This window comes from Streptomyces sp. NPDC053474, assembly GCF_044544845.1.
Classification (GTDB): domain Bacteria; phylum Actinomycetota; class Actinomycetes; order Streptomycetales; family Streptomycetaceae; genus Streptomyces.
In genome coordinates this window covers 38307-63572 of sequence record NZ_JBITXV010000002.1, presented here as the reverse complement: position 1 = coordinate 63572, position 25266 = coordinate 38307, and the positions used below count along the sequence as shown (strand labels likewise).

Genomic DNA, 25266 nt, shown 5'->3' with positions numbered 1-25266 from the left:
CCTTCCGGCCCCCGGGAGCGAACAGGCAGAAAGCGCAGGCAGGATCTTCCCATGGGTCTCACGAGCAACAAAGTGCTGGCACTCGCGATCGCGCTGGCCGTGCTGCTGTTCATCGGCACGATCTGGCTGTGGCCGCGGCTCGCACGTCGCAGCTGGCGTGCCATCACCGGGCGCGTCGGGCTGCTCCTCGCCACGCAGGTCGCGGTCTTCGCGTCCATCGGTCTCTACACCAACCAGGCGTTCGGGTTCTACGCCAGCTGGGCGGATCTGCTCGGCCAGGAGACCGAGCAGGGCGTCGTCGTGGACCACGACGTGCTCAAGGGCGAGAAGGGCCCGGTCAAGGTGACGGACACGCAGACCGTGGACGTCCCCGGCGGTGAGACGCCCCGTATCGGTGGCCAGATCCAGAAGGTCCAGGTGCAGGGCCGGAACTCGAAGATCGCCAGCCCCGCGTACGTGTACCTGCCGCCGGAGTACTTCCAGCCGCAGTACAAGCACCGCACCTTCCCCTCGGCCGTCGTCCTGACCGGCTACCCCGGGACCGCCGAGGCGCTCATCAAGGGCCTGCACTACCCGCAGACCGCCCACAAGCAGGCCCGCCAGGGCAAGATGCAGCCGATGATCCTGGTCATGCTCCGGCCGACCGTGGCACCGCCGCGCGACACCGAGTGCGTGGACATCCCCGGCGGCCCGCAGTCGGAGACCTTCTTCGCCCGGGACCTGCCGGACGCCATCACCCAGCACTACCGCGCGGGCAAGAAGCCCGACTCCTGGGGCATCATCGGCGACTCCACGGGCGGCTACTGCGCGCTGAAGCTCGCGATGCACCACCCCGACGTCTACGGCGCCGGGGCGAGCCTGTCCGGCTACTACAAGGCCGCCCAGGACGTCACCACGGGCAACCTCTTCCACGGGGACAAGGACCTGGAGAACCAGGCCAACCTCATGTGGTACCTGGAGCACATGCCGCCCCCGAAGACCTCCCTGCTGCTCAGCAGCAGCAAGAAGGGCGAGGGCAACTACAAGGACACCCTGAAGTTCATCGACAAGGTGAAGCCGCCGACGCGCGTCTCGTCGATGATCCTCGACAGCGGCGGCCACAACTTCAACACGTGGCGGCGGGAGATCCCGGGGTCCCTGGTGTGGATGAGCGAACGCCTGACGGGCGGTTCGGACGTGCGGTAGCCCTCGGGGCCCGCTCGGGAGGGCTGAAACGGTTGCTCGGCATCGGGGTGCCGAGCAACCGTTTCAGCCGCCCGTCACCGAAGCCACGCTCTCCAGCTCGACGTCCCCGCGCGCGATGTCCAGCGCGTCCGCCGTCGTCGAGCGCCGCAGCGCCTCATGCAGCCGCGCAGGCGTCAGCACCCCGAGGAACCGCCCCTCGCTGCGCTCGTCGATGACCGCGATCCACCCCGCGTCGTGCTGGAGCATCGTGGAGAACGCCTGCTTCAGGCTCGCGCCCACCGGCAGCCACGCCTCCATGCGCCGCGCGTACTCGCGCACCGTACCGGTGCCCACGCGCGCGTGCTCCGCGGAGATCCAGCCGTGCAGGTTGTTCTCGCCGTCCAGGACGACGGCCCAGCGGGCGTCCAGCTCCCTGGGCAGCGCGTCGTCGAGGTGCACGACCGGCGGCTGCTCCAGGTCGCCCTCCTCGATCGGCGTCACGGAGAGGCGCTTCAGGCCCCGGTCCGCCCCGACGAAGTCCGCGACGTACTCCGTGGCGGGCGCGCCGAGGACGGTCGACGGGGTGTCGAACTGCTCGATGCGGCCGTGGCCGTAGACGGCGATGCGGTCGCCGAGCCGGACCGCCTCCTCGATGTCGTGCGTGACGAACAACACGGTCTTGCGCACGGCCTGCTGAAGGCGGAGGAACTCGTTCTGGAGGTGCTCGCGCACCACCGGGTCGACCGCGCCGAACGGCTCGTCCATCAGGAGCACCGGCGGGTCGGCCGCCAACGCCCGCGCCACGCCCACGCGTTGGCGCTGACCGCCGGAGAGCTGCTCGGGGTAGCGGTCGCCGTACACCGCCGGGTCGAGGCCCACGAGGTCGAGGAGCTCCGCGGCGCGCTCACGGGCCTTGGCGCGCTTGACGCCGAGGAGGTGCGGGACGGTCGCCGTGTTGTCCAGGACCGTCTTGTGCGGGAACAGGCCGACCTGCTGGATGACGTAGCCGATGCGGCGGCGCAGTTGGACCGGGTCGATGTCCGCTATGTCGTCGCCGTCGAGGAGTATCCGGCCGTTGGTGGGCTCGATGAGCCGGTTCACCATCTTCATCGTCGTGGTCTTGCCGCAGCCCGAAGGGCCGACGAGTGTGACCAGTTCACCCTCGTTGACCTCGAAGGACAGGTCGTCGACGGCCGTCGTGCCGTCCGCGTACCGCTTGGTCACATGCTCGAACCGGATCATGAGTCCCCATTGTGGCGCGTGTGCTGAGAGGGCCATGGTGCGCCCACGTCTGTGAAGGCCGTGTTGCGCCCGCACGACGAGTCTCGGCGATTGTCAGTGCTCGGCGTTAGGGTCGCGGGACAGATGGACGTGTGCGTTTGGGCACGTGTCACGGTCCGTGCGGGGCCCGGGTGGAGGGGCCGCGCGCGGTCGGCGCACGCGGCCCGCGCACCGGGTCGGCCTGTGCGGTCGACAGGACACGCGGCGCGTGTGCGATGGAGCACACGCGCGATCGGCATGGCTTCGGGGAATCGGGGGAGGCGGGGCGGGTGAGCAAGCGGAACTGTCTCGTGACGAACGACTGGATCTGCGGCGAGTACGTCCGCTCGCGCAGTCAGGAGTTGATCGACGCGACGGTGCAGCACATCGGCATCACGGCCGTGTCCGTGGCGATAGGCGTGGCGGTGTCGCTGCCGCTCGCCCTGCTCGCGCGGCGCTGGCGGTTCCTCGCCGCCCCGATCCTCGGCGTGACGACGGTGCTGTACTCGATCCCGTCGCTCGCCATGTTCTCGCTGCTGCTCCCGTTCTTCGGCCTGTCCGCGTCACTCGTGGTCACGGGCCTCGTCCTGTACTCCCTGACGATCCTCGTGCGGAACATCCTCGCGGGCCTGCGCGCGGTGCCCGAGGAGGCCCGGGAGGCCGCCAAGGGCATGGGGTACGGCCCGCTGCGGCTGCTGTGGGAGGTCGAACTGCCGCTGGCGCTGCCCTCGCTGCTCGCCGGCGTGCGCATCACCACGGTCTCGACGGTGGCGCTCACCACGGTCGGCGCCATCGTGGACAAGGGCGGCCTGGGCACGATGATCCTCGACGGCCTCGACACCCAGTTCAAGGCCCAGGTGCTCACGGCGTCGGTGCTGTGCGTCCTGCTCGCGCTCGCGGCCGACCTGCTGCTGCTCGCGCTCCAGCGCTGGCTCACCCCGTGGACCCGGGCGCAGCGAATACGTACGAGCCGCTTCTCGCGCAAGGCGGACGCGGCCCCCGGTGTGGGCAAGGTGGCTGAGCCCGTATGAACGCGATATCCGGTGCCTATGAGTGGCTGACCACGTCCGCCAACTGGCAGGGCGAGAAGGGGGTGTGGCACCGGCTCGCCGAGCACCTCTACTTCAGCGGGGTCTGCCTCGCCGTGTCGTGCGCCATCGCGCTGCCGATCGCCCTGCTGCTCGGGCACATCGGCAAGGGCGGCGCCCTCGCGGTGAACATCTCGAACGTGGGGCGGGCGGTCCCGACCCTCGCGGTGCTCATCCTGCTCACGCTCACCCCGCTCGGGGAGCACGGGGACGTGCCGACGCTGATCGCCCTGGTCCTGTTCGCCGTGCCGCCGCTCCTGACGAACGCCTACGTGGGCATGCGCGAGGTGGACCGCTCGGTGGTCGAGGCCGCGCGCGGCATGGGGATGAGCGGCCGTCAGGTCTTCGGGCGGGTCGAGCTGCCGCTGGCGTACCCCCTGATCATGACGGGGGTGCGGTCGGCCGCGGTGCAGGTCGTCGCCACGGCGACGCTCGCCGCGATGGCGGGCGAGGGCGGCCTGGGCCGGATCATCACGGCCGGGTTCAATCTGCAGAACACGCCGCAGGTCGTCGCGGGCGCCTTCCTGGTGGCGCTGCTCGCCCTGGCCGTGGAGGGTGTGCTCGTCGCGGTCGGCTGGGCCTGCGACCCGATGCGGGGGCGGTCCCGTATGCGTGCCTGAGCGCCTGACGGGGCCTCGGGCCCTCCTCTCTCTACACCTGTGGTCCTGAAACTCTCGAATGGTGGTTCACCGATGAACAGCAGAACGCGTCGCGCGCGACGGATGGCAGGGACGGCCGCGGCCGTCGTGACGCTGGGCGCGGGCCTCGCCGCGTGCGGCGGCGACAGCCTGGAGGACGACAAGGACTCGGTCGGCGGCAAGGGCGCGATCGTGGTGGGCTCGGCGCGGTTCACCGAGCAGAAGGTGCTCGCCGAGCTGTACGCGGGCGTGCTGCGGGACGCCGGATACGACGCGTCGGTGAAGACCGTGCAGAACCGCGAGGTGTACGAGCCGGAGCTGAAGAAGGGCTCCATCGACGTCACCCCCGAATACGCGGCCACACTCGCGGAATTCCTGAACCGGAAGAAGAACGGCTCGGACGCCGAGCCGGTCGCGTCCAGTGACGTCAAGGCGACGGTCGGCGAACTGACCGAGCTGGCGAAGGCGCGCGGCCTCAAGGTGCTTCCGGCGGGTGACGCGGTCGATCAGAACGCGTTCGCGGTGACCAAGGATTACGCGAAGGAGCATAAGCTCAAGACGCTTTCGGATCTTGGCAAGTCCGGCGAGAAGGTCAGGATCGCCGCCGGTGACGAATGCGAGGAGCGGCCGTTCTGCGCCCCCGGCCTGAAGACGAAGTACGGCATCGACGTCGCCGGAATCGACCCCAAGGGCGTCGGCACCACCCAGTCGAAGCAGGCCGTGAAGAACGGCACGGACCAACTGGTCCTGACGACGACCACGGACGCGACGCTGAAGAACTTCGGCCTCGTGATCCTCCAGGACGACAAGAAGCTCCAGAACGCCGACAACATCCTTCCCGTCGTGAACGAGAAGTCGGCGGGCGACAAGGAGATAGCCGACGCCCTCGGCAAGCTCACCAAGACGCTCACGACGGACGACCTCATCGAACTGAACCGCAAGGTCGACGAGGAGCGCCAGAAGGAAGGCGATGTCGCGAAGGACTATCTGAAGTCCAAGGGCCTGATCGAGAAGTAGGCGCGGAGATCGCGTGCCGGGTTGCGGAATCCGTCCTGAGGCGGTGGAGTGGCCGGTCGGAGAAGAAGTGGTTCGGCGGGGTGGGGAGTTGCGGTGGGGGCACCGGGATTTTGGCGGGCGGGGCACCAGACTTCGCCTACGCGCGGTAAGTTTCTGGCCATGCCACGTGGACGTCACCGCCATTCCCCACCACTGCACAGGCTGCTTCCTCCGTCGGCGGTCGCAGGCTTCTCCCTCGCCGCGGCCGGCGGCGCCTGGCTGTTCGCGGAACCCGTCGTGCTGCGCGGCCTCGCCGCCGCCGCGGCCGCGAGCGCCGTCCTGGGCTCCGTCGTCATGCGCCGCTGGGACCGGGCCGCGGGCAAGCGGGTCGCGGAGCTCGGCAGGGCGCGCGCGAGCGAGGAGTGGCGTTACGAGGAGCGCATAGCGGAGTGCGAGTCCGAGCTCGACGAGGCGCGTGAGCTGCGCTCCAAGCTGGAGAACAAGCTGCGCTCCAAGCGGGCGGAGCTGGCCGCGCTGCGCAACGAACACGCCGCGCTGCTGCGCCGGTACGCGACGGCGGAGACCGAGCGGGCCAGCGCCCTCGAAGGGCAGCGGCTGCTCGCCATCGAGGCCACGACGTCCACGCGGGAGCTGCCCGCGGGAGCTGCGGAGGACTCCTCCGAGACGCCCGAGGCTTCGCTGTACGAGCGGGCCAACGCGGCGCTCGAACGCCTCGCGGGACGGCACGGCGAGCCCGAGGCCGAGCCCGAGGCGGCCGACGAGCCCGAGGCAGCCGACGAGCCCGACGAGGCCACGGACGGCCACGAGCGTGCGACCGGCGCGCACCTGCTGGTTCCGGCCGCGGCGGCCGTCGTGCCGCCCGCGCCGGTTCGCAGGACCGCCGGAGAGGGCGGCTTCGACTTCTTCGGCACGAAGGGCGCCGCCCCGGCCGCCCTCGACGCCGTGCAGAACGAGGACCTCGCCGACGTCGTGGGCGAGGAGGCCCTCGCGGTCCACAAGGCGGAGGCCGAGGCCGAGTTCAAGCCGTCGGACGCGACGACCGACGCGGAGCGCGGCGTGGGCCAGGTCATCGACCTGACCGCGCACGACGAGACGGAGCAGATCGACCTGAAGGGCCTCCGCACGGCGCTGCGCGCCTGAGCCGAGGGCCGGGGCGGCAACGCTGAGGAGTTTCGGGTGGGTGGGTGGGAAACTCCGCCGCGGTAGCGGCGGAACCGACCACTCAGCCGCAGCGCTCCGCGTCGGGGCCGGGGCGGCAACGCTGAGGAGTTTCGGGTGGGTGGGTGGGAAACCCCGCCGCGGTAGCGGAGGGCGGCCAGGGTCAGGCCATCCACCGGTCGGGCCGAGCGGCCCGGCGCCCCGTACGGGAGCGCTCCGCCTGCCCCCGCAACAGCTCCGCCGCCTCCCCGGCGGGCCGCAGCCGAGCCGTAACCGTACGGCCCGCCCCGGTGTCCACCTTCACGTCGGCGACGCCCTTGAACCGCTCCCAGGGCCCCTGCACGAGACGCACGCTCTGCACCTTCGCGTGCGGCACCAGCGAGAGCCGCCGCCGGAGCAGACCGTGCCGCGCGGCGAACACCGCGTCGGTGACGGCGAGCCCGTGCCCCTTCCACCACACCGGGACGCACCACGACGCGCGCGCGGGCGGCCGGGACAGCTCGTCCGGGCCCGGCACCCGCACCCCCGGCAGGACCTGCGCGATCACCGACTCGGCGAGCTCGCGCGGGGCGACCGGGACGAGCACGCCGTTCGCCGACCCGGCCACGTCCAGCTCGACCCGCACCCAGCCGAACCGGCGCCACAGCAGCGGCTCCACGAGCCGTACGGACTGCACGCGGCCCGGCGGCACCGTCTCGTGCGCCTTGTCGAGCAGCCCGTGGTCCAGGCGCAGACCGTCCGGTGACTCGCCGACCGTCCAGTCGTACTCCCCGACGAAGCGGCCGACGCTGCTGGCGAAGGCGCCGCCGAGCATGGGAATGCCGGTCACGATGACCGTCCACACGCTGTGCGTCAGGAACCACAGGACGGTCGGGACGACGAGCGTGGCGAGCAGCAGCAGCCAGGGCGCGCCGGTGAGCAGGACGGAGACGGCGAGCATGCGCGGCGGCACGTGCAGCAGCCGCCGCGAGGGCGCCTCGCCGACCTCGTGGGCCGTCTCGGGGGCGAAACCGGCCGCCCGCGCGAGGAGCTCGGCGCGCAGCGCGGTGGCGTCGCGCTCGCCGAGGTAGGCCAGCTCGTCCTTCTTGTCGGTGCCCACGACGTCCAGCTTCAGCTTGGTGACGCCGACGACGCGGGCCGCGAGCGGCTGGGTCAGGTCGACGGCCTGGAGCCGGTCGAGCCGGATGTGCGCGGTGCGCCGGAACACCAGGCCCGTACGGATGCGCAGTTCGGTGTCGGTGACGGCGTAGTGCGTGTACCACCAGCTGAGGAAGCCGTACAGGGAGCCGCCGACGACGACCGCCGTGGCGACCAGGGCGAGCGAGGTGGCGGTCATGTCGGCCATGCGGCGCTGGGCGCCGTCCGGGTCGTGGACGGCCCAGCCCATGAGCACGGCGACGGGCGCCCAGGCCCGCCGCAGCGGGGTCACGGGATGCAGCCGCCGCTCCGCCGGGCCCTCCCGGACGGCCTGCGGCTCGGGCGCGGCCTCCGCGCGCGGCCCGGCGGTCGGCTCCCCGGTCACAGCCCCGCCGATCGGGCCTCGCCGAGCTCGGTGAGGCGGTCGCGGAGGCGCTCGGCCTCCTGCGGGTCGAGGCCGGGGACGCGCGCGTCCGTGGCGGCCGCCGCGGTGTGCAGCTGGACCCCGGCGAGGCCGAAGTAGCGCTCCACGGGGCCCGAGGTCACCTCGACGAGCTGCATGCGGCCGTACGGCACGACCGTCTCCTCGCGCCACAGCACGCCGCGGCTGATGAGCAGGTCGTCGACTCGCTCCGCGTACCGCCAGGAGCGCCAGTTGCGCTCCAGGAGGACCCAGCCCCAGGCCGCGAGGGCGAGCGGAAGGGCCGCGAGGACGGCCCAGACGGGTCCGGCGAACAGGCCGAGCAGCACCCCGAGCGCCACCGCGGTCGGCACCAGCCAGACCACGAGCAGCATCCGGCGCATCCTCAGCAGCCCGCGCGGCAGCCCGGTCCACACCGGCTCGCCCGCGTCCGCGCCGGGCGCCGTCCCCGACGCCCCCGTCCCCGTCTCCATGCCTCAAGACTACGTACGGCATCTGACAGTGGCGTGGCCGCGCCCGTGCGTCAGACTGTGCGCATGAGCCCCACGACGGAGCACGGGAAGACGCGGACAGTGGCGGGTACGGAGCTGACCGAGACGACGGTCGGTGTCGGCGGTGCCGCCGAGAGCACGGACATGGTGCTGAACATCGGGCCGCAGCACCCGTCCACCCACGGCGTGCTGCGCCTGCGCCTCGTCCTGGACGGCGAGCGCGTCCAGCACGCGGAGCCGGTCATCGGCTATATGCACCGGGGCGCGGAGAAGCTCTTCGAGGCGCGCGACTACCGGCAGATCGTGATGCTGGCCAACCGCCACGACTGGCTGTCGGCGTTCTCGAACGAGCTGGGCGTGGTGCTCGCCGTGGAGCGGATGCTCGGCATGGAGGTGCCCCCGCGCGCGGTGTGGACGCGCACGCTGCTCGCCGAGCTGAACCGCGTGCTGAACCACCTGATGTTCCTCGGCTCGTACCCGCTGGAACTGGGCGGCATCACGCCGGTCTTCTACGCCTTCCGGGAGCGCGAGGAACTCCAGAACGTCATGGAGGAGATCTCCGGCGGCCGGATGCACTACATGTTCAACCGGGTCGGCGGTCTCAAGGAGGACCTGCCCGCGGGCTGGACCACCCGCGCGCGTGCGGCCGTCGCCTCGGTGCGTTCCCGCATGGACGTGTACGACCGCCTGGTGCTCGGCAACGAGATCTTCCGGGGACGCACGCGCGGCGTGGGCGTGCTCTCCGAAGAGGCGGTGCATGCCTACGGGGTGAGCGGTCCCATCGCCCGTGCCTCCGGAGTGGACTTCGACCTGCGCCGCGACGAGCCGTATCTGGCGTACGGGGAGCTGGGTGACGTCCTGAAGGTGGTGACCCGCGAGGAGGGCGACTGCCTGGCGCGCTTCGAGTGCCTCCTGGAGCAGACGCACAACGCCCTCGACCTCGCGGACGCCTGCCTCGACCGGATCGCGGAGCTGCCCCAGGGACCCATCAACCAGCGCCTGCCGAAGGTGCTCAAGGCCCCCGAGGGCCACACGTACGCGTGGACGGAGAACCCGCTCGGCATCAACGGCTACTACCTGGTGTCCAAGGGCGAGAAGACCCCGTACCGCCTCAAGCTCCGCTCGGCGTCGTACAACAACATCCAGGCGCTCACCGAGCTCCTGCCGGGGCAGCTGGTCGCCGACATGGTGGCGATCCTGGGGTCACTGTTCTTCGTGGTCGGCGACATCGACAAGTAGCGGGTCCGGGATCCCCACCGGCTGCGTCAGCCAGCGGAAGTCGCCGAGCCCGCCCCGCGCGGTCAGCTCCGCCGCCTCGCCCGCGCGCGTGAGGGCGCGGACGTACGCGGCCGGGTCGGTGGAGGCCAGGGCCAGCGGCGGGCGGCCGCCGCGCACCCCCAGGGCGGCGAGCGCGGCCCGCTGGGTGAGCAGCCGTCCGCCGGGCAGGGCGCAGGCGTCGAGGGCCACATGGGCGGTGATGTCGCAGCCGCCGTCCGGCACGGGCACGGTCTCCCGGCCGTCGCGAAAGCCCGTCAGCGTCCCGAAGGGCGGCCGCGCGTCCCGGGTGTGCGCGTAGTCGACGGCGACGGCGAGGCCGCGGTCCAGCGTCGCGACGGCCGCCGCCCAGGCCGCGTCCCGGGGGCGGCCGATCTCCGCCCGCAGGCCGGGCTCGGTGCCCAGGGGCCACCACCGGGCCAGCCAGTCGGCGTCGGGGCCCGGCAGGGGGCCGCCGAGCTCCTCGGTGCCGTCGTCCTGGACGAGGACCTGGCGCACCGAGCCGTCGGGGGCGGTCTCGGCGACGTCCAGGGGGACGTTGTCGAGCCACTCGTTGGCGAAGAGCAGGCCGCTCGCCCCCGCGGGCGGGGCGGCACACCACCGCACGCGCGGATCGAGGCCTTCGGGGCGTGTGGCGCGTTCCACCGCGTACGCGCGCGTGCGGGCCGCCACGTCGGCGGGCAGCTCCGCGAGGACGCCCGTCGTCAGCTCGCCGCGGCCCGCGCCCACGTCCACGAACGCCAGCTCCTGGGGGTGCCCGAGCGCGGCGTCCACGCGGCGCAGGAGCCGGGCCACGGCGGCCGCGTACAGGGGCGAGGCGTGCACGGAGGTGCGGAAGTGCCCCGCCGGTCCCTCGGGCCTGCGGTAGAAGCCGTACGGCCCGTACAGGGCCTCCTCGGTGGCCTCCCGCCAGCCCCGTGCGGGGCGCCCTGCCGCTCGCTGTGCCTCGTGCGTCACAGCGAGAAGGCTATGCGGCCTCCACCTTGGGGAGTACGAGACGGCCGTACGGATCGCTCCTCGGGTTGACCCGGGGGCCCGGACCGGTTGCCTACGCTGGGTTACGTGCAGCGCCTCTATGACTTTCTCCGCAGACACCCGACGGGGGTCGACGCCTTCTGGGCGTTCGTCCTCCTCGGTCTCTCCGGGCTGAGCGTGGTGGCCGTCGCCGACTCGGAGGGCCACGACCCCACGTTGGCCGCGATCCCGGTCGTCATCGGCCTGTGCGTGGTGGTGGCGCTGCGCCGCCGGTTCACGGAACAGATGCTCGTGCTCGCCGCGGTGCTCGGCCTCGTGCAGATGGCCGGCGACGTGCGGCCGAACACGGCGAACTTCGCGATGCTCGTCATCATCTACACGGCGGCCGCCGACGGCCCCAAGTGGGCCTCGCGGTTCGCCCTCACCGGCGGCCTCGCGGCCGCGCCGCTGTCGCAGCTGCGCTGGCCGGACACGGCGACCGGTGTGTGGGGCAAGGTGCTCTACACCGTCTTCATGGTCGTGCCCTTCGCCCTCGCCTGGGTGCTCGGCGACTCGATCCGCACCCGCCGCGCCTACCTCGCGCAGCTGGAGGAGCGGGCCGCCCGCCTGGAGAAGGAGCGCGAGGCACAGGCCAAGGTCGCGGTCGCGGCCGAGCGCGCCCGCATCGCCCGCGAACTGCACGACGTCGTCGCGCACAACGTGTCGGTGATGGTCGTCCAGGCCGACGGCGCCGCGTACGTCCTGGACGCGGCGCCCGACCAGGCCAAGCAGGCCCTCGCGACGATCTCCGGCACCGGCCGCCAGGCGCTCGCGGAGATGCGCAGGCTGCTCGGCGTGCTGCGCACCGGCGAGCCCGAGGAGAGCGGGGAGTACGTCCCGCAGCCGGACGTCGAGCAGCTCGACGAGCTCATCGAGCAGGTGCGCAACGCCGGTCTGCCGGTCGACTTCAAGGTCGAGGGCACCCCGCGTCCGCTGCCCAGCGGCGTGGAGCTGACGGCGTACCGCATCGTGCAGGAGGCCCTCACCAACACCCGCAAGCACGGCGGTGAGAACGCCGGGGCCAGCGTCCGGCTCGTCTACTTCGACGACGGCCTCGGGCTGCTCGTGGAGGACGACGGCAAGGGCGCCCCGCACGAGCTGTACGAGGACGGCGGCGCGGACGGCAGCGGCCACGGCCTGATCGGCATGCGCGAGCGCGTCGGCATGGTCGGCGGCACCCTGGACGCGGGCCCGCGGCCGGGCGGCGGATTCCGCATCAGCGCGCTGCTGCCGCTCAAACCCGCACACTGACACCTGTCACCGGTGCGCCGGGACAGGGGCGGCGACGTCGGCGACTGCGCCGGGGCCGTGCCGCCGTGGTTGACTCCGCCCGTGGAGTGCTGCTTCGGCCCGCTCCCGCCCGTCGTGCCGATGTCCTTGCCGCCGATCCACCCTGAAGGGACCGTGTGATGTCCATCCGCGTGATGCTCGTCGACGACCAGGTGCTGCTGCGCACCGGATTCCGGATGGTCCTCGCCGCCCAGCCGGACATGGAGGTCGTCGCCGAGGCGGGCGACGGCGTGGAGGCCCTGCAGGTGCTGCGGTCCACGGCGGTCGACGTGGTCCTGATGGACGTGCGCATGCCGAAGCTGGACGGCGTGGAGACGACGCGCCGCATCTGCTCCGCCGCCAACCCCCCGAAGGTGCTGATCCTGACGACCTTCGACCTCGACGAGTACGCCTTCTCGGGCCTGAAGGCGGGCGCGTCCGGGTTCATGCTCAAGGACGTGCCGCCCGGCGAGCTGCTCGCCGCGATCCGGGCCGTGCACAGCGGTGACGCGGTGGTCGCGCCGTCCACGACGCGGCGGCTGCTCGACCGGTTCGCGCCGATGCTGCCGGGCACGGCGGGGCAGCCGCAGCACAAGGGCCTCGAGCGGCTCACCGAGCGCGAGCGCGAGGTCATGGTGCTCGTCGCCCAGGGCCTGTCGAACGGCGAGATCGCGGCCCGTCTCGTGCTGTCCGAGGCGACCGTGAAGACCCACGTGGGCCGCATCCTGACCAAGCTGGGGCTGCGCGACCGAGTGCAGGTGGTGGTGCTCGCCTACGAGACCGGCCTGGTGCGCGCGGGCGGCGGCGGGGGCTGACACCCCCCTTCGGCGGGCCCGGCGCGGCCTACCGGAGCACGCCCTCGATGAACTCGCTGCCGAGCCGCGAGACCACGCCCAGGTCCAGCTGGTGCTGCACGTACCGGCCGCGGCGGCGGGTGGTGATCAGCTCGGCCTTCTTCAGGACGCTCAGGTGCCGGGATATCTCCGGGGCCGTCATGCCGTGGGCGTCCGCCAGCTCACCCGTGGTGTACGCGCCGCGGGCCAGGTGGCGGCACAGGCGCATCCGCACCGGGTGCGAGAGCGCGGCCATGCGGCGGGTGAGCTGCTCCACGGAGGCGGGCTCGGTCAGGCCGGGGGACCTGATGGGGTAGGTGATCGAGGACTGCCAGCCGTACCGGTGCAGGACCATCACGTGGGGCCAGCCGAGGCTGGTCGGCACCAGGACGAGGCCGCCCTCGGCCGTCCTGGTGTGACCCGACGCCATCTTGTCGACCGTGATCCGCCGGGCCTCCTCGTCCAGGGTCACCGCCCCGGACATCGCCCTGAGGGCCTCGCCGAGGCCCTTGCGGCGCAGCAGCTCGGTCTTGTGCCGGGCGTCCGCGGCGAGCTGGTGGCTCACCCGGGCCCAGGTGTCCGAGAAGAACGCCTCGTCGCAGTCCTGCATCAGCTGGCGGAACCAGGCGCGCACGGCGGGCGGGTCGTCCAGGAGGCGCTCGGTGAACGCCACTTGGTGCTCGCCCCGGGCGGCGGCCAGCTCCAGGGCGTGGCGGCGCATGTCCGGGTCGTTCAGCGGGTCCGTCACGCGGTTCTGGTCGTAGGCGAGCTGGCAGGTGAACTCCAGGGCGGCGTCCACGAACTGCTCGTCCGTCAGCTTGTCCAGCTGGTCGAGCTCCTCGGCGAGCGTGGCACCGGGCAGCGCCCGCTTGCCGGGGATGCCCGCGAACGGCGCGAAGACGTCCGAGAACGTCGTCCGCCACAGGAAGTCCGCCTCGCACAGGCGGTCCGCGAGGCTCTGGTCCAGACGCGCGGTGACCGCCGTCGCCCAGCCCTGCAGCCCCGGGTGGTGACCGGGCTCGGACAGGGCGTGCAGCGCCATGCCGAGCTCGGCGAGGGGCGAGGGCACGACATGGACCCGCTCCGGCGCCAGGCCGGTGATGTCGATGCTCACGCTCATGGTCCCCATGGTGCACCGGGCCACTGACATCGCCGCCGTCGATTGACGACTGACGTCAATCGGCGGGACCTGGCCGCCGGGCCTGGCGCAGGCTTGAGCCATCGACGGGGCGCCGATGCCGCCGCCCCGCCCCGACGGGGCCGCTCCGCCTGGCCCCGTCCCTCCCTCCGGTCCCCTCTCTGCCTCCCGCTCACCGGTCCTCGGGGCCCTGCCCCAGCGTCCGACGGGTCCCGCCGCCCCTGCGCTGCCCGTTAAGTACCATTTGCCATGAAAGGTCGTACGTCATGAGCGTCACCCAGCAGTTCCTGCTCGACAGCTACCGCGCCGCCCAGCACGGCGAGGCCGCGCCGCCCGCGCCCGGTGCCCACGACTGGCAGGTCGTGCGCGAGGTGCGCGACTACGGCCGGTTCCAGGCCGTGGTCCACGAACGTCCCGCGCACGGACGGCTGCGGGCCGCCCTCCGCCGGGCCCTGCACGGCCTCAGGGGAGGCGCCGTACGAACTCCGCGACCGCTTCCCTGACGTCGTCGGCCGTCCACGCGAGCCCCGGCCCGGCCACGGTGACCTCCGTGACGGACAGGCCGGGCGGGCCGTCCGGGAACCAGCGCCAGAACAGCAGGGTCTTCGTCTCCTCGGCCTGCGCGAGGGCCGCCTCGTTCAGCACGTCGGGCGGGTACGGCAGCCACACCTGGAACTGGTGGGTGTGCGGCGGCCGCGGGTGCACGCGCGACCACGGCACCCTGGAGGCCTCGAAGGCCTCGCCCAGCGCGTCGGCGACCACGCGCGCGTGGGCCACGTAATCCGGCAGGCGCGGCAGGACGTTCCGCAGGCCGAGCAGCGCCGACAGGGCGGTCGGGAACTGCTGGAAACCGAGCCCTCCGTAGCGGTGCCGCCAGGCCCGCGCCTCCTCGACGAGCGTCTCCGGACCGGCGAGCGCGGCGCCCGCGATGCCCCCCAGGGACTTGTAGAACGACACGTACACGCTGTCCGCGAGCCCGGCGATCTCGTCCAGGGGGCGGTCGAAGTGCGGTGTGCACTCCCACAGCCGGGCACCGTCGAAGTGGACCACGGCGTCCCGCTCGCGTGCCGCGGCCACCACCTCCTGGAGCTCGTCCCACGTGGGCAGCAGGAAACCGGGCTCCCTGAGGGGCAGTTCGAGCATCAGCGTGCCGAAGGGCTCCTCGAAGTCCCGCACCTCATCGGCCGTGGGCGGGCGCGGGGCGTCCGTGGGGTGCGCCGTGCGCAGACCGCTCACCGTGACCAGGGCGTCCCGTTCGTGGACCTCCGGGTGGGAGCGCGGGTGCAGCGCCACCGTCGCGTTGCCGGTGCGGCCCGCCCAGCAGCGCAGCGCCACCTGCTGCGCCATCGTGCCCGTCGGGAAGAACGCGGCGGCCTCCTTGCCGAGCAGCCGCGCGACCTCGTCCTCCAGGTCCTCGACCACGCCGTCGCCGTACAGGTCGGCGGGTCCTTCCAGGTCCGCGACGTCCGCCGCGCCCGCGGCGAGGGCGGTGAGGTGCTCGCCGAGCGGAACCGTCACCGGGTGGCGGGCGAGGAGCCGCCGAGCGCCCCGGGCCGCCGCGATGCGCCGCTCCCGCTCGTCGGGTTCGCCCCGGCCTGCGGGCCCGGCCGCCCCGGGGTCCTCCTGACGGGTTTCCGGCCCGGCCGCGCCGGGGCTCTCCTGCGGAGTGAGCGCGTCGTCCCGCGCGTCGTGTGCGGTCATCCACAGATCATCCCGCGCGGTCGTACGAATGCCCACAGCCTGTGGACAGCCGACGGCGCCGCGCGGACGGATAGCGTTAGCATGACGAGAAATCGTCCGGTACCCCGAGCGGACTGGAACGGGAAGGCGTCATCGCGTGAACGCACCTCACCGGCCGGAGCCCCACTCCGACCCCCGAGCGGGCCACGGCCCCGACCCCAAGGACCGGCCCGCGCGGCTCACCGTGGGCGTCGTCGGCGCGGGCCGCGTCGGCCCCGCCCTCGCCGCCGCGCTGCAGCTCGCCGGGCACCGTCCGGTGGCCGTCTCGGGCGTCTCCGACAGCTCCGTCAGGCGGGCCGCGGCCATGCTCCCGGACGTGCCCGTGGTCCCGCCCGCGCAGGTCCTTGAGCGCGCCGACCTGGTGCTCCTGACCGTGCCCGACGACGCCCTTCCCGGCCTCGTCGAAGGCCTCGCCGAGACCGGCGCGGTGCGCCCCGGACAGCTCCTGGCGCACACCTCCGGGCGGTACGGCGCGAAGATCCTCGACCCCGCGCTGCGCGCCGGGGCGCTGCCGCTCGCGCTGCACCCCGCGATGACCTTCACCGGCACCCCCGTGGACGTCCAGCGCCTGGCCGGGTGCTCCTTCGGCGTGACCGCGCCCGAGGAGCTGCGGCTCGCCGCCGAGGCCCTGGTCATCGAGATGGGCGGCGAGCCCGAGTGGATCGCCGAGGACGCCAGGCCGCTGTACCACGCGGCGCTCGCGCTCGGCGCCAACCACCTGGTGACCCTGGTCGCCGAGTCCATGGAGCTGCTGCGCGGCGCGGGCGTCGCGGCCCCCGACCGCATGCTCGGCCCGCTGCTCGGCGCCGCCCTGGACAACGCCCTGCGCTCCGGTGACGCCGCGCTGACCGGCCCGGTCGCGCGCGGGGACGCGGGCACCGTCGCCGCACACGTCGCCGAGCTGCGCAAGCACGCGCCGCAGACCGTGGCCGGGTATCTGGCGATGGCCCGCGCCACCGCCGACCGCGCCCTCGCGCACGGCCTCCTGAAGCCGGAGCTCGCCGAGGACCTCCTCGGCGTGCTCGCGGGCCCCGGAGGAGCCGCGGGCGGCACCGAGGGATTCCGCGACGGCGGAGCGGACGGAGGAGACCGATGAGCGGCGCACCGATCCGGCTGCTGCACACCGCCGACGACCTGCACGCACGCGCGCGTACGGGCCGCCGGGCCGTCGTCATGACCATGGGGGCCCTGCACGAGGGCCACGCCACGCTGATCCGCGAGGCGCGGCGCGCGGCGGGCGCCGACGGCGAGGTCGTCGTCACGGTCTTCGTGAACCCGCTCCAGTTCGGCGCGGGCGAGGACCTGGACCGCTATCCGCGCACCCTGGAAGCCGATGTGAAGACCTCCGAGCAGGCGGGCGCCGACGCCGTGTTCGCGCCCTCCGTGGAGGAGGTCTACCCCGGCGGCGAGCCCCAGGTGCGCGTCGGCGCGGGCCCCATGGGCACGGTCCTCGAAGGCGCCACGCGCCCCGGCCACTTCGACGGCGTGCTCACCGTCGTCGCCAAGCTGCTGCACCTGACGGCCCCCGACGTGGCGCTGTTCGGCCAGAAGGACGCCCAGCAGCTCGCCCTGATCCGCCGCATGGTGCGGGATCTGAACTTCCCCGTGGAGATCGTCGGCGTGCCCACGGTCCGCGAGGAGGACGGCCTCGCCCGCTCCAGCCGCAACCGCTACCTGTCCCCGGCCGAGCGGCACACCGCGCTCGCGCTCTCCCGCGCCCTGTTCGCGGGCCGCGACCGGCACGCCGCGCAGGAGGCCCTGCGCGCGCGTGCGGCGCTCGCCCCGGCCACCCCGGCGCGCGCGGACGCGCTGAACGCGCTCGGTGAGTCCCGCGCGGCCGCCGACGCCCACGCGGTCGCCCAGGCCGCGCCCGCGGGCCCCGAGGCCGTCCTCGCGGCCGCGCGGCAGGTCCTCGACGAGGCGGCGCGCCTTCGGCCCCCGCTCGTCCTGGACTACGCGGCGCTCGTCGACCCGTCGGACTTCCGGCCGGTCGTGCGCGGCCACCGGGGCGAGGCGGTGCTCGCCGTCGCCGCCAAGGTCGGCACGACCCGCCTCATCGACAACATCCCGCTGACCTTCGGAGGTCCAGCGTGACCGCGCCCACCGGGGCCGCCACGCGCCCCCGTACGACCGTGATCGGAGCCCTCGCATGAGCGGTACTGGCATACGGCTGCACGCTCCCGCCCCCGGCTGGTCGCTGGCCGCCGACGTCGTGGTCGTCGGCTCCGGAGTGGCCGGTCTGACGGCCGCGCTGCGCTGCGCGGCGGCGGGCCTGGAGACCGTCGTCGTCACCAAGGCCCGCCTGGACGACGGCTCCACGCGCTGGGCGCAGGGCGGCATAGCCGCCGCGCTCGGCGAGGGCGACACCCCCGAGCAGCACCTGGACGACACCCTCGTGGCGGGCGCGGGCCTGTGCGACGAGGCGGCGGTGCGCCTCCTGGTCACCGAGGGCCCCGACGCCGTGCGCCGCCTCATCGAGACGGGCGCCCGGTTCGACGCGGCCGCCGGAGGCGGTCTTGCCCTGACCCGCGAGGGCGGCCACCACCGCAGCCGCATCGCGCACGCGGGCGGCGACGCGACCGGCGCGGAGATCTCCCGCGCCCTCGTCGAAGCGGTCCGCGAGCGCGGCATACCCACCGTCGAGAACGCCCTGGTCCTGGACCTCCTGACGGACGCCGACGGGCACGCGGCGGGCGTGACCCTGCACGTCATGGGGGAGGGCCAGCACGACGGCGTGGGCGCCGTGCGCGCGCCCGCCGTGGTGCTCGCCACCGGCGGCATGGGCCAGGTCTTCTCGGCGACGACGAACCCGTCCGTGTCCACGGGCGACGGCGTGGCCCTCGCCCTGCGCGCGGGCGCGGAGGTCTCCGACCTGGAGTTCGTGCAGTTCCACCCGACGGTGCTCTTCCTGGGCGCCGACGCGGAGGGCCAGCAGCCGCTGGTCTCCGAGGCCGTGCGCGGCGAGGGCGCCCACCTCGTGGACGCGGACGGCGTGCGCTTCATGGTGGGCGCCCACGAGCTCGCCGAGCTGGCCCCGCGCGACATCGTCGCCAAGGGCATCACGCGCCGCATGCTGGAACAGGGCGCCGAGCACATGTACTTGGACGGCCGCCACTTCGGCGCCGACATGTGGGCCAGGCGCTTCCCGACGATCCTCGCCGCTTGCCGGGCCCACGGCATCGACCCGGTGACCGAGCCGATCCCGGTCGCTCCCGCCGCGCACTACGCCTCCGGCGGAGTCCGCACCGACCTGCACGGCCGCACCACCGTGCCGGGCCTGTACGCGTGCGGCGAGGTCGCCTGCACGGGCGTGCACGGCGCGAACCGGCTGGCGTCCAACTCCCTCCTGGAGGGCCTGGTCTACGCCGAGCGCATCGCGGCGGACATCGCCGCCCGGCAGGCCGCGGACACCCTCCACGCGCGCGTGCCCGCCCCGCTGGCGGCCCCGGAGCAGCCCGCCCACCCGCTGCTGCCCCCGGAGGCCCGCTTCGCCATCCAGCGGGCCATGACCGAGGGCGCCGGAGTGCTGCGTTCCGCCGCCTCGCTCGCCGAGGCCGCCGAGCGGCTCGCCGGGATCCACGCGGCCGCGGCGGGCGCGCTCGCCGAGGACGGCAAGACCGCCGAGCCGGGCGTCGACGCCTGGGAGACCACCAACCTCCTGTGCGTGGCCCGCGTCCTGGTGGCGGCGGCCCAGCGGCGCGAGGAGACTCGTGGCTGCCACTGGCGCGAGGACCACGGGACCCGCGACGACGAGGCGTGGGGACGCCACATCGTCGTCCGCATCAACCCCGACCGCACGCTCGCCACCCGCACCACCGACAACGCCAGCTTCCCAAGCACCCAGGAGCAGTGACCGACGTGAGCACCACCGGCACCCCCGAACTCCCCCTCGCCGACAGCGGTTGCGGCGACGCCTGCGGCTGCGGCGACGAGGCGCCCGACGCCATGGCCTGCGGACTCGACCCGTCGCTCGCCCAGCTCCTCGCCGACGCCGGGCTCGACCCCGTCCAGGTCGAGGACATCGCCCACCTCGCGATCGCCGAGGACATGGAGTTCTCGCCGGACGCCGTGGACGTCACGACGGTCGCCACCATCCCCGAAGAGGCCGTCGCCACCGCCGACTTCACCGCGCGCCAGGCGGGCACCGTCGCGGGCCTCAGGGTCGCCGAGGCCATCGTCTCCGTGGTCTGCGCGGACGAGTTCGAGGTCGAGCGGCACGTCGAGGACGGCGAGCGCGTCGAGGCCGGTGACGTCCTGATGAGCATCACCACCCGCACCCGCGACCTGCTCACCGCCGAGCGCAGCGCGCTGAACGTGCTGTGCCGCCTGTCCGGCATCGCGACCGCCACGCGCGCGTGGGCGGACGCCCTGGAGGGCACCGGCACGAAGGTCCGCGACACCCGCAAGACGACGCCGGGCCTGCGCTCCCTGGAGAAGTACGCCGTCCGCGCGGGCGGCGGCGTCAACCACCGCATGTCGCTCGCCGACGCGGCCCTCGTCAAGGACAACCACGTGGTCGCGGCGGGCGGCGTGGCCCAGGCCTTCAAAGCCGTCCGGGACGCCTTCCCGGACGTGGCGGTCGAGGTCGAGGTGGACACCCTGCACCAGCTGCGCGAGGTCGTGGAGGCGGGCGCCGACCTGATCCTCCTGGACAACTTCACGCCCGGGGAGACCGCGGAGGCCGTCGCGATCGTCGGCGGCCGCGCGCTCCTGGAGTCCTCCGGCCGCCTCACCCTGGAGAACGCCAGGGCGTACGCGGACACGGGCGTCGACTTCCTCGCGGTGGGCGCCCTCACGCACTCCTCGCCGATCCTGGACATCGGCCTCGACCTGAGGGACGCCACCGAGGCCCCCGCGCGCGGGGCGGAGTAACCCGCCATGCTGCTCACGATCGACGTCGGCAACACCCACACCGTCCTCGGGCTCTTCGACGGCGAGGACATCGTCGAGCACTGGCGCATCTCCACCGACGCCCGGCGCACCGCCGACGAACTGGCGGTGCTCCTCAACGGCCTGATGGGCATGCACCCCCTGCTCGGCGAGGAGCTGGGCGACGGCATCGACGGCATCGCGATCTGCTCCACGGTCCCGTCCGTCCTGCACGAGCTCCGCGAGGTCACCCGCCGCTACTACGGCGACGTCCCGGCCGTCCTCGTGGAGCCCGGCATCAAGACCGGCGTCCCCATCCTCATGGACAACCCCAAGGAGGTCGGCGCCGACCGCATCATCAACGCGGTCGCGGCGGTCGAGCTCTACGGAGGCCCCGCGATCGTCGTGGACTTCGGTACGGCGACGACGTTCGACGCGGTCTCCGCGCGCGGGGAGTACGCGGGCGGCGTCATCGCCCCCGGCATCGAGATCTCCGTGGAGGCCCTCGGCGTACGCGGCGCGCAGCTGCGCAAGATCGAGCTGGCCCGGCCGCGCAGCGTCATCGGCAAGAACACCGTGGAGGCCATGCAGGCGGGCATCCTGTACGGCTTCGCGGGCCAGGTCGACGGCGTCGTACGGCGGATGGCCCGCGAGCTCGCGGGCCCGCACGGGGAGCCCGGCGACGTCACGGTCATCGCCACCGGCGGGCTCGCGCCCATGGTGCTCGGCGAGGCGTCGGTCATCGACGAGCACGAGCCGTGGCTCACGCTGATCGGCCTCCGTCTGGTCTACGAGCGGAACGTGTCGCGTACTTGACGTCCCCTCAGGCAACCCGCAACCGCCGCGTGGAGTCTCCCCAGGGAGGGTTTCTGAGCGGGTGTGGGGGCTGGGTGCCTGATGGGCATGGGACGTGGGAAACGCAAGAGGCGGTGGGGTGCGACAGCGGCCCTGGCGGTGGCGACGCTGACGGCCGCCGCGCCCGCCTCGGCACAGGAGCCGCCGCCTAGGCCCGCCCTGTCCACGGTCGAGCCCTCCGCGCCCTCCGGGCCCCGCACGGACGGCCGAATGGCCGAGACCGGCGCGGGGGTGCTGCCCTGGGCCGCGGCCGCCGGGGCGGCGGCCCTCGGCGTGGGCGCGGTCGCCTTCGCCACGACGCGGCGCCGCTAGGAATAGGCCGCTCCGGCTTCGGCGGGGCCCTGCCTCGCCGCTTGCGCGGCGCCTCGGCGCTGTGCCCACCCTGGGAAGACAGAGCCCAGCACCCGAACAAGCGCGGCCGCAGGCTCGTGTCGCGCAAACGGGTGAGTTAAGACGATTTTGTCCTTTGCGCGCGTATCGTCACCCCATGCCCACGCCATACGGATCCCGGGGCGGCATGGCCTTCGGCGCCCAGGAGCTGCGCGTGCTCCGCCGCGCCCTGGCCCTCGCCCTGCACCCCAGTACCGCTCACGCCCTCGACGACCAGGCCGTGCAGGACTGCGTGCGCCTCGCCGACGACATCGACGAGACGGTGCGCGAAGGCGCACGGCTGCGCGCCTTCCTGGTGGCCGACCTCGCGCGCTACCGGGCGGCGCTCCCCGGCACCGCCGCCGGCTACCTGGAGCTCCTGGAGGACGTGCTCGCCACCGGCTACCGGCCCGCCCCCGACGACCTCGCCGCGCTGCGCGCCCTGCGCGGCACCCCGCGCGCGGCCGCCCTGCTCGCCCGCTGCGAGGGCCTCGCCGAACGGGCCCTGCGCGCCCGCCTCGCGGCGGCGAGCGAGGCCCGGGCGGCGGACGGTCGCACCGCGCCCCCGCCCCGGCCCCTCGTGCCGCAGTCCCGCACCCGGCTCCTGGCCCTGCCCGGCGGCCGTGCCGCCGACGGGGACAAGCCCGCGCCCCGGCCCGAGCCGCCCGCCGAGCGCCCCGCCCCGCCCGAGCGGCCGCGCCCGGTGCCCACCCCGGCCGAGGTGTTCCCGCCCAAGCGCCCGGCGCGGCCCCCCGCCCCGTCGCAGCGGCTCGCGGCGGGCTAGCTACGCTAGGGGCATGGAATACGTCTTCGCGCTCGTGCCCCCCGTAGTGATGGCCGTGTTCTTCATCCGCCTCATCGTGACGATCGTCAAGACGCAGGGCGGCGCCAACAAGGCGAAGGAGGACGCCGCCGTCGACGCGGCGCTCGCCCGCGCCGAGTCCGTCCGGCAGTCCCCGGAGGCGGGCGGCGCCTGACCGAGGCGCTCCTGCCCGACCCTCCAGCGGCGTACGGTCCACCCCTTCTCATCGGACCGTACGCCCTTTTTGTCATGAAAATCGGCGTTATGGGCCGCACATCCTGCCTGCCCCGTGCTTCGCGGCTTCAGTGACTTGGGTCACTTCGCCCACTATTGTTCTGCTGTGCCTCGCCCCTTGGGAGAACTCGAAGACGCAGTGATGACGCGGGTGTGGAAGTGGAACCGCCCCGTGACCGTTCGAGAAGTCCTGGAAGACCTGCAACAGGAACGGTCGATCGCGTACACCACGGTGATGACCGTTCTGGACAATCTCCATCAGAAGGGCTGGGTACGCCGCGAAGCGGAAGGCCGCGCCTATCGATATGAGGCGGTCTCCACGCGTGCCGCCTACTCGGCCGCACTCATGAACGAAGCCTGGTCGCAGAGCGACAACCCGGCGGCCGCTCTCGTCGCGTTCTTCGGCATGATGTCGCCGCAGCAGCGGGAAGCCCTCAGTGACGCGGTCCGCATGGTCGAATCCCATGAGAGCCCCGCGAGCCCGGCGAACCAGGCGAACCCCGAGAACCCCGACGGGCCGGACCGCGCGACCGGGCGATAGCGTCCGCCCATGCCAGCCGAGCCCGACGAACTCCCCGCGGAGCGTGCCGAAGTCCCGCCGCTCAGCGACTCCACGCCAAATGCCGTCTCCGTACGCAGGGCGCGCACCACGGATGTGCCCGCCGTGCGGTCGCTGCTCGACTCGTACGCCCGCCGGGGTGTCCTGCTCGACAAAGCGACCGTCACGCTTTACGAGGACATCCAGGAGTTCTGGGTCGCGGAACGCGGCGGCGGCAACGGCAAAGCGGGCGCGGTGGTCGGCTGCGGGGCCCTGCACGTGATGTGGGAAGACCTGGCCGAAGTCCGTACCCTCGCGGTGAATCCTCAGGTCAAGGGCGCGGGCGTGGGGCATCTGCTGCTCGGTAAGTTGCTGGAGACCGCGCGCTGGCTCGGTGTCCGGCGCGTTTTCTGCCTCACCTTCGAAGTCGACTTCTTCGCCAAGCACGGCTTCGTGGAGATCGGCGAGACGCCCGCCGATACCGTCGACACGGATGTCTACACGGAGCTCCTTCGTTCCTATGACGAGGGCGTAGCGGAGTTCCTGGGCCTCGAACGAGTGAAACCGAACACCTTGGGCAACAGCCGGATGCTTCTGCATCTGTGATCGTGACGGGACTATTCCGGGCTGTCACAAGCCCGGTGCCCTATGTCCGAAACGCGCATGTTTCCCGGGATCTCGTGGAGCCGGTCTCTCCCAGGGGTTTGTGTTTTTCCAGGAAAAGCGGTTTGCTTTCCGACGTACTGCAGTGCTGCATATAACAGGGGGCGGCGAATCGGCGGCTCAGGCCGCGGGGCCCGGCCCTGAAGTTATCGATGAAAGGAAATCCGGTGGCACAGAAGGTTCAGGTCCTTCTTGTCGATGACCTCGACGGCGGCGAGGCGGACGAGACCGTGACGTTCGCCCTCGACGGCAAGAGCTACGAGATCGATCTCACCACCGCCAACGCAGACAAGCTCCGCGGACTCCTCGAGCCGTACCTCAAGGGCGGTCGGCGTACCGGAGGCCGCGCGAGCGGTCGTGGCAAGGGGCGCGCCCCGGCGGCGAGCCAGAGCCAGGACACCGCGCAGATCCGCGCCTGGGCGAAGGAGAACGGCTTCGAGGTCAACGACCGCGGCCGCGTCCCCGCGTCCATCCGCGAGGCCTACGAGAAGGCCAACGGCTGATTGCTCGCACGCCGCAAGCGGACCCGGTGGCACTGTGTCGCCGCCGTGTCCACGAGCCGTACGAGATCGGAGCCCGCGGCGGAGCCGGAATGGGGGTCGGTTCCGCTGCCGTCCAGGGCCCGCGCCGCCGCCCGTGGCGCCAGGGCCGCCAGAGTCGTGAGCGACGGCAGCGCGGCTTCCACGTCGTGTCCGGGCTCCGGGGGGCGCAGCCACACGGCGGCCCCTCGTGAGCCGGGCAGGCCCGGCGGCGTCGGAGCGTCGATCAGGCCGCCCGTGCCGATCGCCGTGAGGTCCAGGGGGACGCCTCCCCACTCCAGCCAGTCGAGCAGCCCCGGCAACTCGTCGGCGCTGCCCGCGGCCACCAGGAGCCGCATCGTCCCGCCGTGCAGGGCCACGGGCGCCTTCGGGCCCAGGTGGCGCAGCGCGGCGAAGCCCGCCTCGGCCGGCAGCTGAAGGACGTCGAAGCGCACCCCCGTCACCAGGCGGAGGGCGGCCCCTGGCCCCGTCCCGGAGCGCACCGGCCAGCCGAGCTCCCGCTCGTACCACCGCCGCACCGGGTCGTCCCGCAGCGCCCCCGCGCGCCGGGTACGCGGTTCGGCGGGCGGCCTGGGGTGCGGAACGCTGGGAAGGGCCATGCCAGGAGCAACCGCCCGAGGCGTACGGGAGTTACGGCGAATGTCACGCACGGTGGTGCCCCGGTTGCGTACGGTGGCGAAAGTGGGGGCGTGTCAGGGCGCTCCCCGGCGCAAGGGTGTTCGCCCGTAGCGGAGGGAACCGGTGTGCGCCGCAT

At 73.2% G+C, this 25266-nt stretch carries 27 protein-coding genes; 20 read left to right on the top strand and 7 right to left on the bottom strand.

Going from position 1 to position 25266, the window contains the following annotated elements; translation table 11 throughout:
- Positions 1 to 51 precede the first annotated feature (51 nt).
- Positions 52 to 1185: an alpha/beta hydrolase gene (locus ACIG3E_RS03915; RefSeq protein WP_399610913.1), complete on the top strand. Its 1134-nt coding sequence runs from the start codon at positions 52 to 54 to the stop codon at positions 1183 to 1185.
- A 63-nt stretch (positions 1186 to 1248) separates the two neighbouring features.
- Here the strand turns inward: ACIG3E_RS03915 and ACIG3E_RS03910 are convergent, their stop codons facing one another.
- Positions 1249 to 2406, bottom strand: a complete 1158-nt coding sequence (locus tag ACIG3E_RS03910; RefSeq protein ID WP_399610910.1) for an ABC transporter ATP-binding protein — start codon at positions 2404 to 2406, stop codon at positions 1249 to 1251.
- 308 nt (positions 2407 to 2714) lie between these two features.
- On the opposite strand from ACIG3E_RS03910, the gene ACIG3E_RS03905 reads away from it, so the two are divergent.
- The 4 genes from ACIG3E_RS03905 to ACIG3E_RS03890 all read left to right on the top strand — a co-directional run bounded on the left by ACIG3E_RS03905 (position 2715) and on the right by ACIG3E_RS03890 (position 6307).
- The gene (locus ACIG3E_RS03905; protein ID WP_399610907.1) at positions 2715 to 3455 is read left to right on the top strand and encodes an ABC transporter permease; all 741 of its coding nucleotides are present in this window, start codon (positions 2715 to 2717) and stop codon (positions 3453 to 3455) included.
- Entirely contained in the window at positions 3452 to 4132 is a 681-nt protein-coding gene (locus ACIG3E_RS03900) for an ABC transporter permease (RefSeq protein WP_138961108.1), read from the top strand. The genes ACIG3E_RS03905 and ACIG3E_RS03900 overlap by 4 nt, the downstream gene beginning before the upstream one ends.
- 72 nt (positions 4133 to 4204) lie before the next feature.
- Positions 4205 to 5167, top strand: coding sequence for an ABC transporter substrate-binding protein (locus ACIG3E_RS03895; RefSeq protein ID WP_399610905.1), 963 nt, complete (start codon positions 4205 to 4207; stop codon positions 5165 to 5167).
- A 159-nt stretch (positions 5168 to 5326) separates the two neighbouring features.
- A complete protein-coding gene (locus ACIG3E_RS03890; RefSeq protein WP_399610902.1) occupies positions 5327 to 6307 on the top strand; it encodes a hypothetical protein in 981 nt (326 codons plus the stop codon).
- A gap of 181 nt (positions 6308 to 6488) precedes the next feature.
- On the opposite strand, the gene ACIG3E_RS03885 is transcribed toward ACIG3E_RS03890, so the two are convergent.
- Positions 6489 to 7763: a PH domain-containing protein gene (locus ACIG3E_RS03885; protein ID WP_399612144.1), complete on the bottom strand. Its 1275-nt coding sequence runs from the start codon at positions 7761 to 7763 to the stop codon at positions 6489 to 6491.
- A gap of 80 nt (positions 7764 to 7843) precedes the next feature.
- Positions 7844 to 8356 (bottom strand): PH domain-containing protein, encoded by a 513-nt coding sequence (locus tag ACIG3E_RS03880; RefSeq protein ID WP_399610899.1) that lies wholly within the window; start codon positions 8354 to 8356, stop codon positions 7844 to 7846.
- A gap of 114 nt (positions 8357 to 8470) precedes the next feature.
- Here ACIG3E_RS03880 and ACIG3E_RS03875 point away from each other — a divergent pair, with 114 nt between their 5' ends.
- Positions 8471 to 9613 carry an NADH-quinone oxidoreductase subunit D gene (locus tag ACIG3E_RS03875; protein ID WP_399612142.1) on the top strand — a complete coding sequence of 381 codons (1143 nt, stop codon included), beginning with the start codon at positions 8471 to 8473 and terminating at the stop codon, positions 9611 to 9613.
- Here the strand turns inward: ACIG3E_RS03875 and ACIG3E_RS03870 are convergent.
- Positions 9578 to 10606: an SAM-dependent methyltransferase gene (locus tag ACIG3E_RS03870; protein WP_399610896.1), complete on the bottom strand. Its 1029-nt coding sequence runs from the start codon at positions 10604 to 10606 to the stop codon at positions 9578 to 9580. The two genes, ACIG3E_RS03875 and ACIG3E_RS03870, sit on opposite strands and share 36 nt — an antisense overlap.
- A gap of 105 nt (positions 10607 to 10711) precedes the next feature.
- On the opposite strand from ACIG3E_RS03870, the gene ACIG3E_RS03865 reads away from it, so the two are divergent.
- Both ACIG3E_RS03865 and ACIG3E_RS03860 read left to right on the top strand, forming a co-directional pair.
- Entirely contained in the window at positions 10712 to 11914 is a 1203-nt protein-coding gene (locus ACIG3E_RS03865) for a sensor histidine kinase (RefSeq protein ID WP_399610893.1), read from the top strand.
- 158 nt (positions 11915 to 12072) lie between these two features.
- Entirely contained in the window at positions 12073 to 12747 is a 675-nt protein-coding gene (locus ACIG3E_RS03860; RefSeq protein WP_399610892.1) for a response regulator, read from the top strand.
- Positions 12748 to 12775: 28 nt separating this feature from the next.
- Here ACIG3E_RS03860 and ACIG3E_RS03855 read toward each other — a convergent pair whose 3' ends face one another.
- Positions 12776 to 13885: a DUF5937 family protein gene (locus ACIG3E_RS03855; protein ID WP_399610890.1), complete on the bottom strand. Its 1110-nt coding sequence runs from the start codon at positions 13883 to 13885 to the stop codon at positions 12776 to 12778.
- Positions 13886 to 14169: 284 nt separating this feature from the next.
- Here ACIG3E_RS03855 and ACIG3E_RS03850 point away from each other — a divergent pair, with 284 nt between their 5' ends.
- On the top strand, positions 14170 to 14406 hold the full coding sequence (locus ACIG3E_RS03850; RefSeq protein WP_242720588.1) for a hypothetical protein: 237 nt from the start codon (positions 14170 to 14172) through the stop codon (positions 14404 to 14406).
- Here the strand turns inward: ACIG3E_RS03850 and ACIG3E_RS03845 are convergent.
- Positions 14366 to 15604 carry a threonine aldolase family protein gene (locus ACIG3E_RS03845; RefSeq protein WP_399610887.1) on the bottom strand — a complete coding sequence of 413 codons (1239 nt, stop codon included), beginning with the start codon at positions 15602 to 15604 and terminating at the stop codon, positions 14366 to 14368. The two genes, ACIG3E_RS03850 and ACIG3E_RS03845, sit on opposite strands and share 41 nt — an antisense overlap.
- Before the next feature lie 136 nt (positions 15605 to 15740).
- Here ACIG3E_RS03845 and ACIG3E_RS03840 point away from each other — a divergent pair, with 136 nt between their 5' ends.
- From ACIG3E_RS03840 to ACIG3E_RS03790, 11 genes are all read left to right on the top strand, one after another.
- Positions 15741 to 16739 carry a Rossmann-like and DUF2520 domain-containing protein gene (locus ACIG3E_RS03840; RefSeq protein WP_399610885.1) on the top strand — a complete coding sequence of 333 codons (999 nt, stop codon included), beginning with the start codon at positions 15741 to 15743 and terminating at the stop codon, positions 16737 to 16739.
- The gene (panC, locus tag ACIG3E_RS03835) at positions 16736 to 17737 is read left to right on the top strand and encodes a pantoate--beta-alanine ligase (RefSeq protein WP_399610884.1); all 1002 of its coding nucleotides are present in this window, start codon (positions 16736 to 16738) and stop codon (positions 17735 to 17737) included. The genes ACIG3E_RS03840 and panC overlap by 4 nt, the downstream gene beginning before the upstream one ends.
- A 55-nt stretch (positions 17738 to 17792) precedes the next feature.
- Positions 17793 to 19496, top strand: coding sequence for an L-aspartate oxidase (locus ACIG3E_RS03830; RefSeq protein ID WP_399610882.1), 1704 nt, complete (start codon positions 17793 to 17795; stop codon positions 19494 to 19496).
- The gene (gene nadC / locus ACIG3E_RS03825; protein ID WP_399610879.1) at positions 19493 to 20515 is read left to right on the top strand and encodes a carboxylating nicotinate-nucleotide diphosphorylase; all 1023 of its coding nucleotides are present in this window, start codon (positions 19493 to 19495) and stop codon (positions 20513 to 20515) included. Before ACIG3E_RS03830 ends, nadC begins: the two co-directional genes overlap by 4 nt.
- A 6-nt stretch (positions 20516 to 20521) precedes the next feature.
- Positions 20522 to 21328 carry a type III pantothenate kinase gene (locus tag ACIG3E_RS03820; RefSeq protein ID WP_138961121.1) on the top strand — a complete coding sequence of 269 codons (807 nt, stop codon included), beginning with the start codon at positions 20522 to 20524 and terminating at the stop codon, positions 21326 to 21328.
- An 87-nt stretch (positions 21329 to 21415) separates the two neighbouring features.
- Positions 21416 to 21679 (top strand): hypothetical protein, encoded by a 264-nt coding sequence (locus tag ACIG3E_RS03815; RefSeq protein ID WP_399610876.1) that lies wholly within the window; start codon positions 21416 to 21418, stop codon positions 21677 to 21679.
- Between the two features lie 175 nt (positions 21680 to 21854).
- Positions 21855 to 22520, top strand: coding sequence for a hypothetical protein (locus ACIG3E_RS03810; protein WP_399610874.1), 666 nt, complete (start codon positions 21855 to 21857; stop codon positions 22518 to 22520).
- Positions 22521 to 22533: 13 nt separating this feature from the next.
- Positions 22534 to 22713, top strand: a complete 180-nt coding sequence (locus ACIG3E_RS03805; protein WP_399610871.1) for a hypothetical protein — start codon at positions 22534 to 22536, stop codon at positions 22711 to 22713.
- 165 nt (positions 22714 to 22878) lie between these two features.
- On the top strand, positions 22879 to 23313 hold the full coding sequence (locus tag ACIG3E_RS03800) for a BlaI/MecI/CopY family transcriptional regulator (protein ID WP_399610869.1): 435 nt from the start codon (positions 22879 to 22881) through the stop codon (positions 23311 to 23313).
- A gap of 9 nt (positions 23314 to 23322) precedes the next feature.
- Positions 23323 to 23916 carry an amino-acid N-acetyltransferase gene (locus tag ACIG3E_RS03795; protein ID WP_399610866.1) on the top strand — a complete coding sequence of 198 codons (594 nt, stop codon included), beginning with the start codon at positions 23323 to 23325 and terminating at the stop codon, positions 23914 to 23916.
- 224 nt (positions 23917 to 24140) lie between these two features.
- The gene (locus tag ACIG3E_RS03790; RefSeq protein WP_030679881.1) at positions 24141 to 24476 is read left to right on the top strand and encodes an Lsr2 family protein; all 336 of its coding nucleotides are present in this window, start codon (positions 24141 to 24143) and stop codon (positions 24474 to 24476) included.
- Here ACIG3E_RS03790 and ACIG3E_RS03785 read toward each other — a convergent pair.
- Positions 24455 to 25111, bottom strand: coding sequence for an SCO3374 family protein (locus ACIG3E_RS03785; protein ID WP_399610863.1), 657 nt, complete (start codon positions 25109 to 25111; stop codon positions 24455 to 24457). The genes ACIG3E_RS03790 and ACIG3E_RS03785 overlap by 22 nt on opposite strands.
- Positions 25112 to 25266 lie beyond the last annotated feature (155 nt).

Bases quoted from the DNA above. Each gene is read 5' to 3' on its own strand.
- ACIG3E_RS03915 (WP_399610913.1), top strand. From the start codon at position 52: ATGGGTCTCACGAGCAACAAAGTGCTGGCACTCGCGATCGCGCTGGCC.
- ACIG3E_RS03910 (WP_399610910.1), bottom strand. From the start codon at position 2,406: ATGATCCGGTTCGAGCATGTGACCAAGCGGTACGCGGACGGCACGACG.
- ACIG3E_RS03900 (WP_138961108.1), top strand. From the start codon at position 3,452: ATGAACGCGATATCCGGTGCCTATGAGTGGCTGACCACGTCCGCCAAC.
- ACIG3E_RS03895 (WP_399610905.1), top strand. From the start codon at position 4,205: ATGAACAGCAGAACGCGTCGCGCGCGACGGATGGCAGGGACGGCCGCG.
- ACIG3E_RS03890 (WP_399610902.1), top strand. From the start codon at position 5,327: ATGCCACGTGGACGTCACCGCCATTCCCCACCACTGCACAGGCTGCTT.
- ACIG3E_RS03880 (WP_399610899.1), bottom strand. From the start codon at position 8,356: ATGGAGACGGGGACGGGGGCGTCGGGGACGGCGCCCGGCGCGGACGCG.
- ACIG3E_RS03860 (WP_399610892.1), top strand. From the start codon at position 12,073: ATGTCCATCCGCGTGATGCTCGTCGACGACCAGGTGCTGCTGCGCACC.
- ACIG3E_RS03855 (WP_399610890.1), bottom strand. From the start codon at position 13,885: ATGAGCGTGAGCATCGACATCACCGGCCTGGCGCCGGAGCGGGTCCAT.
- ACIG3E_RS03850 (WP_242720588.1), top strand. From the start codon at position 14,170: ATGAGCGTCACCCAGCAGTTCCTGCTCGACAGCTACCGCGCCGCCCAG.
- ACIG3E_RS03845 (WP_399610887.1), bottom strand. From the start codon at position 15,604: ATGACCGCACACGACGCGCGGGACGACGCGCTCACTCCGCAGGAGAGC.
- panC (WP_399610884.1), top strand. From the start codon at position 16,736: ATGAGCGGCGCACCGATCCGGCTGCTGCACACCGCCGACGACCTGCAC.
- ACIG3E_RS03830 (WP_399610882.1), top strand. From the start codon at position 17,793: ATGAGCGGTACTGGCATACGGCTGCACGCTCCCGCCCCCGGCTGGTCG.
- ACIG3E_RS03820 (WP_138961121.1), top strand. From the start codon at position 20,522: ATGCTGCTCACGATCGACGTCGGCAACACCCACACCGTCCTCGGGCTC.
- ACIG3E_RS03815 (WP_399610876.1), top strand. From the start codon at position 21,416: ATGGGACGTGGGAAACGCAAGAGGCGGTGGGGTGCGACAGCGGCCCTG.
- ACIG3E_RS03810 (WP_399610874.1), top strand. From the start codon at position 21,855: ATGCCCACGCCATACGGATCCCGGGGCGGCATGGCCTTCGGCGCCCAG.
- ACIG3E_RS03805 (WP_399610871.1), top strand. From the start codon at position 22,534: ATGGAATACGTCTTCGCGCTCGTGCCCCCCGTAGTGATGGCCGTGTTC.
- ACIG3E_RS03795 (WP_399610866.1), top strand. From the start codon at position 23,323: ATGCCAGCCGAGCCCGACGAACTCCCCGCGGAGCGTGCCGAAGTCCCG.
- ACIG3E_RS03785 (WP_399610863.1), bottom strand. From the start codon at position 25,111: ATGGCCCTTCCCAGCGTTCCGCACCCCAGGCCGCCCGCCGAACCGCGT.